This window comes from Streptomyces sp. NPDC001093, assembly GCF_040298985.1.
In the GTDB taxonomy this organism is placed as follows: domain Bacteria; phylum Actinomycetota; class Actinomycetes; order Streptomycetales; family Streptomycetaceae; genus Streptomyces.
Window position 1 is genome coordinate 1 of sequence record NZ_JBEPBF010000225.1, and the last position, 8,590, is coordinate 8,590.

General features: G+C 70.5%; 15 protein-coding genes. 9 read left to right on the forward strand and 6 right to left on the reverse strand.

What is annotated here, in order from left to right; translation table 11 throughout:
- The 3 genes from ABT288_RS48320 to ABT288_RS48330 all read left to right on the forward strand — a co-directional run.
- The coding region (locus ABT288_RS48320; RefSeq protein WP_351623008.1) for a metal ABC transporter permease at positions 1–600 on the forward strand (600 nt) is incomplete at its 5' end.
- Positions 597–1,466, forward strand: a complete 870-nt coding sequence (locus tag ABT288_RS48325; RefSeq protein ID WP_351623010.1) for a metal ABC transporter permease — start codon at positions 597–599, stop codon at positions 1,464–1,466. The genes ABT288_RS48320 and ABT288_RS48325, both read left to right, overlap by 4 nt.
- A gap of 13 nt (positions 1,467–1,479) precedes the next feature.
- Positions 1,480–1,938 (forward strand): Fur family transcriptional regulator, encoded by a 459-nt coding sequence (locus ABT288_RS48330; protein ID WP_351623013.1) that lies wholly within the window; start codon positions 1,480–1,482, stop codon positions 1,936–1,938.
- Positions 1,939–1,973: 35 nt separating this feature from the next.
- Here ABT288_RS48330 and ABT288_RS48335 read toward each other — a convergent pair whose 3' ends face one another.
- Positions 1,974–2,696 carry a cation efflux transmembrane domain-containing protein gene (locus tag ABT288_RS48335; protein ID WP_351623016.1) on the reverse strand — a complete coding sequence of 241 codons (723 nt, stop codon included), beginning with the start codon at positions 2,694–2,696 and terminating at the stop codon, positions 1,974–1,976.
- A gap of 2 nt (positions 2,697–2,698) precedes the next feature.
- Entirely contained in the window at positions 2,699–3,034 is a 336-nt protein-coding gene (locus tag ABT288_RS48340; protein WP_351623018.1) for an ArsR/SmtB family transcription factor, read from the reverse strand.
- A gap of 112 nt (positions 3,035–3,146) precedes the next feature.
- Between ABT288_RS48340 and rpmF the strand changes: the two genes are divergently transcribed.
- The 4 genes from rpmF to infA all read left to right on the forward strand — a co-directional run bounded on the left by rpmF (position 3,147) and on the right by infA (position 5,852).
- A complete protein-coding gene (gene rpmF / locus ABT288_RS48345) occupies positions 3,147–3,317 on the forward strand; it encodes a 50S ribosomal protein L32 (RefSeq protein WP_055709034.1) in 171 nt (56 codons plus the stop codon).
- Between the two features lie 6 nt (positions 3,318–3,323).
- Positions 3,324–4,505 (forward strand): GTP-binding protein, encoded by a 1,182-nt coding sequence (locus tag ABT288_RS48350; RefSeq protein ID WP_351623042.1) that lies wholly within the window; start codon positions 3,324–3,326, stop codon positions 4,503–4,505.
- A 249-nt stretch (positions 4,506–4,754) separates the two neighbouring features.
- Entirely contained in the window at positions 4,755–5,552 is a 798-nt protein-coding gene (locus tag ABT288_RS48355; protein ID WP_351623021.1) for a GNAT family N-acetyltransferase, read from the forward strand.
- Between the two features lie 75 nt (positions 5,553–5,627).
- Positions 5,628–5,852, forward strand: coding sequence for a translation initiation factor IF-1 (infA, locus tag ABT288_RS48360; RefSeq protein WP_014675926.1), 225 nt, complete (start codon positions 5,628–5,630; stop codon positions 5,850–5,852).
- A 23-nt stretch (positions 5,853–5,875) separates the two neighbouring features.
- Here the strand turns inward: infA and rpsR are convergent, their stop codons facing one another.
- The 4 genes from rpsR to rpmG are packed head-to-tail and all read right to left on the reverse strand — an operon-like array spanning position 5,876 to position 7,732.
- Positions 5,876–6,118 (reverse strand): 30S ribosomal protein S18, encoded by a 243-nt coding sequence (rpsR, locus tag ABT288_RS48365; protein ID WP_351623025.1) that lies wholly within the window; start codon positions 6,116–6,118, stop codon positions 5,876–5,878.
- A 20-nt stretch (positions 6,119–6,138) separates the two neighbouring features.
- The gene (locus tag ABT288_RS48370) at positions 6,139–7,308 is read right to left on the reverse strand and encodes a CobW family GTP-binding protein (RefSeq protein WP_351623027.1); all 1,170 of its coding nucleotides are present in this window, start codon (positions 7,306–7,308) and stop codon (positions 6,139–6,141) included.
- On the reverse strand, positions 7,305–7,562 hold the full coding sequence (locus tag ABT288_RS48375; protein WP_351623030.1) for a type B 50S ribosomal protein L31: 258 nt from the start codon (positions 7,560–7,562) through the stop codon (positions 7,305–7,307). Before ABT288_RS48375 ends, ABT288_RS48370 begins: the two co-directional genes overlap by 4 nt.
- A 5-nt stretch (positions 7,563–7,567) precedes the next feature.
- Complete coding sequence (rpmG, locus tag ABT288_RS48380) at positions 7,568–7,732, reverse strand: 50S ribosomal protein L33 (protein WP_351623033.1); 165 nt, start codon at positions 7,730–7,732, stop codon at positions 7,568–7,570.
- A gap of 81 nt (positions 7,733–7,813) precedes the next feature.
- Here rpmG and rpmB point away from each other — a divergent pair, with 81 nt between their 5' ends.
- Positions 7,814–8,050: a 50S ribosomal protein L28 gene (gene rpmB / locus ABT288_RS48385; protein ID WP_351623036.1), complete on the forward strand. Its 237-nt coding sequence runs from the start codon at positions 7,814–7,816 to the stop codon at positions 8,048–8,050.
- A complete protein-coding gene (gene rpsN, locus ABT288_RS48390; RefSeq protein ID WP_351623039.1) occupies positions 8,050–8,355 on the forward strand; it encodes a 30S ribosomal protein S14 in 306 nt (101 codons plus the stop codon). Before rpmB ends, rpsN begins: the two co-directional genes overlap by 1 nt.
- The last annotated feature ends 235 nt before the right edge of the window (positions 8,356–8,590 follow it).

An 8,590-nucleotide genomic window follows, 5' to 3' on the forward strand; every position in this document is an offset into this window, starting at 1 on the left:
GAGTCGGCGCTGACCGGGACGGTGCAGGCGTTCCTGCTCGCGTCCGGGTTCCTGTTCACCGCCCTGTACAGAGGGCTGCTGGAGGGGCCGCAGACGATCCTCTTCGGCACCTTCCTGGGAATCACCTCCTCCCAGGTGACCGTGCTGACGGTGGTCGGTGCGGTGGTGCTCGCGGTGCTGGCGCTGATCGGGCGGCCGCTGCTGTTCGCGTCCGTCGACCCGCAGGTCGCCGACGGGCGCGGGGTGCCGGTCCGCGCCCTGTCGGTGGTCTTCCTCGTCCTGCTCGGCGCCGCCACCGCCGAGGCGAGCCAGATCACCGGAACCCTCCTGGTCTTCGCCCTCATGGTGATCCCGGCCGCCACCGCACAAGTCATCACCCCCCGCCCGGCGCTGAGTCTGGCCCTGGCCGTCCTCCTCGCCTTCGCCGCCACCTGGCTCGGGCTGACCGCCGCCTACTACTGGCCCTACCCTCTGGGCTTCTTCGTGACGACCATCGCCTTCGCCGGATACCTTCTCGCGCTGGGCCGGCGCTCGCTGCACGAGGTACTCGCTCGCACCCGGGCCGGGGCCACGCCCGCTGCCAAGGAGGTGGTCGCATGACCGTCCTGCTCGCCGCGTCCCCTCTGTCCCACCCGTTCTTCCTGCACGCCCTGCTCGCCGGTACCGCCATCGCCGCCGCCTGCGGACTGGTCGGCTACTTCCTGGTGCTGCGGGCCCAGGTCTTCACCGGCGACGCGCTCAGCCACGTCGCCTTCACCGGCGCGATGGCCGCCCTCGCCTTCGGCGCCGACCTTCGCCTCGGGCTGTTCGCCGCCACCATCGCCATGGCGCTGCTCTTCGGCACCCTCGGCCGCCGTGCCCGCCCCGACGACGTGGTCATCGGGAGCGTCTTCTCCTGGATCCTCGGCCTGGGCGCCTTCTTCATCACGCTCTACACGACCTCGCGCAGCACCACCAACGGCACCGCCGGGGTGAGTGTGCTGTTCGGCTCCATCTTCGGCATCTCCGCCGGCAGCGCGGCCGTCGCCGCCCTGGTGGCAGCCGGGGTCGGCCTGCTGGTGGTCCTCATCGCTCGGCCGCTGCTGTTCGCCACGCTCGACGAGGCCGTGGCTGCGGCTCGTGGGGTACCGGTCCGGCTGCTCGGCTACGGCTTCCTCGCCCTGGCAGGCATCAGCGCCGCCGAGGCCACCCAGGCGGTCGGTTCCCTGCTCCTGCTCGGTCTGCTCGCCGCCCCGGCGGGCGCCGCGATCCGGCTCACCGACCGCCCCTACCGTGCGCTCGCCCTCTCCGCAGGGCTGGCGGTGCTGGAGATGTGGGCGGGGCTTTTCGCCTCGTACGCGGTGCCGAAGATACCGCCGAGCTTCGCCATCATGGCCGCCGCCACGGCCGTCTACGCCGCGACCTTCCTGATACGACGCCCGGTCCCCCGTCCTCGTACGCGCACCGCCGTCCCCACCGGCACATGAGCGAAGGCACCCGATGGCACCCGACCGCCAGTGCACCCCCATCCCCTCGCACGACGTCACGCTGATCGGCCGCCTCACCCAGCAACGCACCATCGTGGTCGAGGCGCTCATCCGGGCGGACGGCTTCGTCGGCGCCCAAGCCCTCCACAATCAGCTCGCTGCCGCCGGCTCGCCGGTCGGCCTGTCCACGGTCTACCGCACGCTGGCCGGCTTGGCCGGCGTCGGCCGGGCCGACATGGTGCGCGACACCAGCGGTGAACGCCTCTTCCGCTACCGCCCGGGACCCGAACACCGCCACTACCTCATCTGCACCGAATGCGGCCTGAGCCGACCCGTCGACTCCGGCCCGGTGGAGGAATGGGCCGACACCGTCGCCCAGAGCTCCGGGTTCGCGAACGTCCGGCACACGGTGGAGTTGTCCGGGGTGTGCCCGGACTGCGGCCGACGGCTGGCGGCGGACGAGCGCCGGTGAACTCCGGCGCCACTGCCTGTCCGGAGTGGTCACCGTCAAGGGCAGCAGTCGCATCCCGGAGCACAGCCGCAGGCATCCGCCTCCCGCCGGCCGTCGTCCGGCACGGCGGCCGACGGCCTTGCGCAGCACCCCTGCCCACGCCACGCGTCGCGCCCCTCCTTCACCGCGATCGTGGCGATGACGAGGGCCGCGAGCGGATCCGCCCACGACCAGCCGAACACGGCATTGACGACCAGGCCCACCAGCAGCACCGCCGACAAATAGGTGCACAGCAGTGTCTGCTTGGAGTCGGCCACGGCAGATGCGGAGCCGAGTTCCCGACCGGCGCGACGCTGGGCCGCCGACAGGACCGGCATGATTACGAGCGAGAGGGCAGCCAGCACGATCCCGGGCAGGGAGCGCGTGGCCTCGCCTGAGCCGGTCAGGGCCCGTACGGCATCGACGGTCACGTAGGCGGCGAGCGCGAAGAACGACAGCGCGATGATCCGCAACGCGGTCTTCTCCCGGGTCTCACGCACCGCGTGCTCGCGGGCGGAGAACTGCCAGGCGACGGTGGCGGCCGAGGAGACCTCGATGACGGAGTCGAGGCCGAAGCCGATCAGCGCGGTGGACGAAGCCAGGGTCCCGGCCGTGAGGGCGACGGCCGCCTCGACGGCGTTGTAGGTGATGGTCGCGGCGACCAGCAGCCGTATCCGCCTGGCAAGCGCGCCGCGCCTGGCCGGGTCGGGGCCGAGGGAGATGGATGTCTCTGCGCTCACGGTCAGCAGCACCCCTTGTCGTCGGCGTCGGCACACGTCCGGTCGCCCTCGACGGCGACCACGGCGGTGTGCAAGTCGTCGAGCGCGTGGCCAAGGCGTTCGTCGGCGAGTTCGTAGCGGGTGCGACGGCCGTCGGGGACGGTGACGACCAGGCCGCAGTCACGCAGGCACGCCAGGTGGTTCGACAGCCTGGTGCGGGAGACGTTCAGCGCGTCGGCGAGGTCGGCGGGATAGGCGGGTGCTTCCCGCAGGGCGAGCAGGATGCGGCAGCGGATCGGATCGGCGAGCGCCCGGCCGAACCGGACCAGGACCTCGATGTCGGAGGCAACAGTCAGCACACCGACAACGGTACACAGGTCCCTGAATTCAGAGAAGCATGAACCGTGCCACTTCGTAATGGTGTTCATTTTCATGTAGCCTGTATTCGCCATCCCAACCAGGAGGATTCCCATGGCCGTTCCCAAGCGGAAGATGTCCCGCAGCAACACCCGCCACCGCCGCGCCCAATGGAAGGCGACCACGCCGGCGCTCGTACCGGTCATCGTCGACGGAGTGTCATACCTGGTACCGCAGCGGCTGGTGAAGGCGTACGAGCGCGGCCTGCTGCGCCCCGAGGGCTGAGCCATGATGCCGTCCGGCCCCTCCGGCCGACTGCCCGTCACCGTCGTGTCCGGTTTCCTCGGCGCGGGCAAGACCGCCCTCCTCAACCACGTCCTCGGCAACCGCGAAGGACTGCGCGTCGCGGTCATCGTCAACGACATGAGCGAGGTCAACATCGACGCCGCCCTGGTGCGCGGCGGCGAGGCGGCTCTGTCGCGCACCGAGGAACGCCTGGTCGAGATGACCAACGGCTGTATCTGCTGCACCCTGCGCGACGACCTGCTTCAGGAGGTCGACCGGCTGGCCCGCGAAGGCCGCTTCGACTACCTGCTCATCGAGTCGTCCGGCATCTCCGAACCCATGCCGGTCGCCGCGACCTTCGCCTTCGCCCGCGACGACGGCGCCACTCTCGGCGACCTCGCCCGCCTGGACACCATGGTCACGGTCGTCGACGCCGCGAACTTCCTGCCCGAACTGGCAAGCGGCGACGAACTCGCCGAGCGCGGCCTGGACCAGTACGAGGACGACGAACGCACCGTCAGCGACCTGCTGATGGACCAGATCGAGTTCGCCGACGTCATCGTCCTGAACAAGCTCGACCTCGTGGACAAGGAGTCGGCCGACCGGCTGCGAGCGACACTCACCCGCCTCAACCCCGCCGCACGCCTCGTCCCGGCCGTCCACGGCCGCGTGAAGGTGGGCGACGTGCTGGGCACCCGGCTGTTCGACCTGGAACGCGCCCAACAGGACCCCGGCTGGGTGAGGGAACTCAACGGCGACCACGTACCCGAGACGGAGGAGTACGGCATCTCCTCCACCGTCTTCCGCTCCGAACTGCCCTTCCATCCAGGCAGGTTGTGGACGTTCGTGACCGAGGAGCTCGACAGCGGCGCGTACGGACAGATCCTGCGCTCCAAGGGCTTCTTCACCCTCTCCAGCCGCCCGCACGTGACGGGCCTCTGGTCACAGGCCGGCTCCGTCGCACGCTTCGAGCCGACCGCCGCCCGCGACACCGAGAGCCCCGAGTGCCAGGAACTGGTCTTCATCGGCACACACCTGCACGCGGACGCACTGCACGCGGCACTGGCCGACTGCCTCATGGCCGACGAGGAGAGCCTGCCGCCCACGGACCCGTTCCCCGCCTGGGACACCTACGGCATCGACGGCACCTGCGAGCATGAGCATCCCGAACTCGTGGCGGGCCCCTGAGAACCCCGGGCCGGGCGGCGAACACAGCCACGGCGCCGCCCGGCCCGGTATGGACACCAAGAGCTCCGGATAAATGCGTTGGGCTGACCGGCCCCCGCTGATAGCGTCTGAGCGGCCGTGAGAGAACGCGAGGAGGTGAGACCCATGAAGGCTGTATCCATGGGTGCTCCCCCATGTCGTCACGGTGGGCGATTGACGTAGGTGTCGCCGGGAGCGCCTCGGACAAGGCACTCCTGAGAGGCAACACCTGTGAACTTTGTGCATTCCACTCCGGGCACGGACAACCATCCGGTTGTGGTCACGCGGGTCTCGGACACGCAGTGGCACGCTGTGGAGGACGACCTGACGGTCGGCCGCGGCGTCGCTTCGCGTCGGCCCGACGGGCGGCTCTTCGTCAGCATCGACGCGTGGCACGGCGCGGTCTTCGACCGCATCGCCGACGCGATGCTGGCGGACCTGCCGACACCGCTGTACACCGTCGTCGACGAGGCCGACGACGACTCGAGGTCCGCCTGGGAGCGGGCCGGCTTCGCCACCGCACGCCGCGAGTGGGGCTATCTCGTGCCCACCGACCCGCAGATCACCGGGCTCGGCTCGGTACGGCCCCCGTCCGGCGTGACGATCGTGCCCGCCGGTGAGGCGGAGGAGGGCCCGCTGCGCGCCCTGGACCGCCTCATCCGCGACGAGGTCGAGGCCACCGTCGGATGGCAGACGATGCCGGCCGAGGTGCTGCCCCGCCCGGCGGGGACCACCGTGCTCGACCCGTCGAAGTACGCGGTGGCAAGGCACGTGGACGAGTACGTGGGACTGGTCCGGGTGGGACCGCTGACCCGGCAGCCTCGGATCGGGTTGATCGCCGTCCGGGCCGATCGGCACCGCCGCGGCATCGCCCGGGCGCTGCTGGCCCACGCGCTCGGTTCGCTGCACCGCTCCGGGACCGCTTCGGCATGGGCCGAGGTGGACGAGTCCAACGCGGCGGCCACCGCCCTGTTCGAGACCATCGGTGCCCGGCGCGCGGCCGGCACCCTGGAGCTCGTCCGCCACTGACGCGCCACCACATCGCACCGAGCGACCGTTTTTGCTACTGAATTCGCCGTCACAGAACGGGAGAAGTGAGAGACCATGACAAAGGCAGCAGGGGGCGTAGAAGCCGAAGGCACCGTCATCGAGTGCCTGCGCAATGCCACCTTCAAGGTGGAACTCCAGAACGGGCACACGGTGCTCGCCCACATCAGCGGGAAGATCCGGAAGAACCGCATCAAGATCCTCCCGTACGACCGCGTGCTCGTGGAACTCAGCCCCTACGACCTCACCCGCGGCCGGATCCGTTACCGGTACAGGGCGTAACGGAAGGTGCGGCGCCCATCGCCCTATCGGGAGCCGTGGGGCAGGAGCGCCATCTCGCGTGCGTTCTTGATGGCCTGTGCTATCTGCCGCTGCTGCTGACGGGTCACGTGGGTCACCCGACGGCTGCGGATCTTTCCGCGGTCGGAGATGAACTTCCGCAGCAAGTCGGTGTCCTTGTAGTCGATGTAGGTGATACCGGCGGCGTCCAGCGGGTTGGTGCGCTGACGCTTGGCGGTCTGACGCCGGATGCTGGTGCGTCGGGTCATGGTGAGGTCGGTCCTCTCTTTCAGGTCACAGGGTCGAGCAAGTCGTCGAAGGCGTGCGGGAGTTGCTTCCAGCGGTCCCTGCCCGCCGCGTACTCGTCGTCGGTGAGCAGGCACGAGTCGAGCAGGGCCGACAGGCCGTCGCGGTCCAGGCCGGGCGAGGTGAAGGTGAGGTACTGGCAGCGGTCGCCGTGTTCCGGGTGCCAGTCCACCAAGGCGGCGAGGCGGCGCTCGGCGGGCACCATCTCCCAGGCGGCGTCGGGCAGAGCTGCCAGCCAGGGCCCGGCCGACTCCACGCACAGCGCGCCGCCGGCGGCGTCCCAGGACAGCAGTGTGTCGGGGCGGTCCGCCAGCCAGAACCGCCCCCGGCTGCGCGCGGCGGCGCAGGTGAGGTCCTCAAGCGCCGCGTACAGGCGCTGCGGGTGGAAGGGCCGTTCGCGCCGCCAGACGAAGGTGCTCACGCCGTGCTCGTCGCACTCCTGCGGCAGCAGCGCGCACGCAGGATGCACACGGGCGGCGGCCGCTGCCACGTCGAAGCCCGCCAACAGCGCTGCCCCCAGGGCACCGTCGCTCTCCACCCGTACGCTTCGTGCGCCTGGTGTGAGCTGGGCGAGCAGCGCGTGGTCGGTGTCGTCGGCGACCTCGTCGCAAGGATCGCCGTCGCCGAGGGCGATCACCGTGGGGTACTCCAGCTGCCGGGCGAAGGTGTCGGCGACCGTGCGCTGGTCGGTCGGCGCGGCGGCGAGGCCGACGTCGGCCAGGTCGTCGCCGTTGGACAGGTACGGCAGCACGAGTGCCGGATCGACCGCGGTGGCGACCCCGGTCAGGGCCAGCGGTGCACCGGCGGCGGCGATGACTCCGGCCATGGCCTGGGGCTCGACGGAGTCCCACAGTTCCACGACGGCCAGCCGGTACGTTCCCCCCGCTGCGAGCCGCAGCAGTTCGGGAACGAGATCCTCGCGAAGTGCGCAGCACGCGCAGTCATTCACCAGGGGTGCATCGCCACTGCCCAGCAGGCCGTCGGCGTCGCGTACCGTCCGGTGCACCGCCCTGTCGGCGGCGGATGTCAGGTCGTGGTGCAGCGCGACCGAGCCGGGGACCGTACTCAGGATCTGCTCCACGGCAGCCCGGCGGGCGTCCGCGTGCAACCCGCCGACGATCGCCACCGGCAGCCGCGCCTCGTCCCCGTTCACCGCTCGCTCCGTCCGCGTCCGTACCGCCGCTCGAAGCGCTCGACCCGCCCCGCGGTGTCCAGGACCCGCTGGGTGCCGGTGTAGAAGGGATGGCTCGCCGAGGAGATCTCGACGTCGATGACCGGGTAGGTGTTGCCGTCCTCCCATTCGACGGTCTTGTCGCTCGTGGCCGTGGACCGGGTGAGGAAGGCGTAGTCGGCGGCCCGGTCACGGAAGACGACTGGGCGGTACTCGGGGTGGATTCCGGGCTTCACGGCTCTCAGCGCTCCTCACGGAAGTCGACGTGGCGGCCGGCGCGCGGGTCGTACTTGCGCAGGGTGAGCCGGTCGGGGTTGTTACGGCGGTTCTTGCGCGTCACGTAGGTGTAGCCGGTGCCGGCGGTGGACCTCAGCTTGATGATCGGGCGCAGTTCGTTACGGGCCATGGACAGCACCATACATGGGATTGGTTTTCATTTTCATCTGGAGCTAGTGTGTTGCTGCATCCACCCCAAGGAGGAACAGCCATGTCCGCCCACTGCCAACTCACCGGCCGACAGCCCGGCTTCGGCCATCACATCTCCCGCTCGCACCGGCGGAGCAAGCGCCGCTTCGACCCGAACATCCAGCACAAGCGCTACTGGCTGCCGAGCGAGGCCCGCCACGTCCGGCTCACGCTCTCGGCCAAGGGCATCAAGACGGTCGACACGATCGGCATCGAGGCCGCGGTGGCCCGCATCCGCGCCCGTGGAGGGAAGGTCTGATGGCGAAGAAGAGCAAGATCGCGAAGAACGATCAGCGGCGCCTCGTCGTGGCCCGATACGCCGCGCGCCGCGCCGCACTGAAGGCGATCATCGCGTTCCCCGGGAGCTCCGACGAGCACCGCGCCGCCGCCCAGCGGGAGCTGCGCCGACAGCCCCGTGACGCCAGCGCCACCCGCCTGCGCAATCGCGACTCCGTGGACGGCCGCCCCCGCGGCTACCTGCGCGCCTTCGGCCTGTCCCGCATCCGCGTACGCGAGATGGCCCACGCGGGCGAGCTCCCTGGCGTGACCAACAGCAGTTGGTGACCCGGCACGCCAGGGGCTCACAACGGGCGCGCCATCGACGCAGCCCGAATCTGTGCCCGGTTTCGAACGCGCCTTCCGCCACTCTGAACGGGGGGCGGCGGCACCGGCTCGTGGCGTGCTGCGACGGCCGGGTGGGTACAGCGTGTCCCGCACGCGGACGGCTTCCGCGTGCGGGACCCGGGGCCGTGCCGGAAGGTCAGCCGGTCGTCAGGGCGGTGTCGTCCACGACGAAGCT